The 542-nt window shown below is 33.9% G+C and carries 1 protein-coding gene; it reads left to right on the plus strand.

Translation table 11 applies throughout. The features are described from left to right. Window positions 1–542 (plus strand): transketolase C-terminal domain-containing protein (locus tag EG57_RS0224955; protein ID WP_032079781.1); only part of this gene is annotated, 542 nt, incomplete at both ends.

Consider the following 542-nt stretch of genomic DNA (forward strand, 5'->3'; position numbering starts at 1 on the left):
TTAATTCAAGATGCTTTTGATACAGCAGATATGTACAGAACACCTTGTATGGTAATGGGAGATGGAATGCTTGGACAAATGATGGAACCAGTAGAATTCAAGGAAAGACCGGCAAAGAAGCTTCCAGAAAAGGCCTGGGCAGCAAATGGACTTAATGGAAGAAAAGAGCATAATATAATAAATTCATTATTTTTAGAGCCTGAAACATTGGAAAAACACAATGAAAAGCTTCAAGCTAAATATAAAACAATAGAAGAAAATGAAGTTAGATATGAAATGTTTAATTGTGAAGGAGAAACTGATTTAATAATAGTTGCATATGGAACAACCTCAAGAATATGCAAAAATGTTATAAAGATGGCTGCAAAGGAAGGAATAAAGGTAGGCTTAATAAGACCAATAACTTTATGGCCTTTCCCATTTGAAGCATTTGAAAAGACAGTAGATAATACTAAATGCGGCTATTTATCAGTAGAAATGAGCTGCGGACAGATGGTTGAAGATGTAAGACTAGCATCTAATGGAAGAAAACCTGTAGATTT

The organism is Clostridium drakei, assembly GCF_000633595.2.
GTDB classification, from domain to species: domain Bacteria; phylum Bacillota; class Clostridia; order Clostridiales; family Clostridiaceae; genus Clostridium_AM; species Clostridium_AM drakei.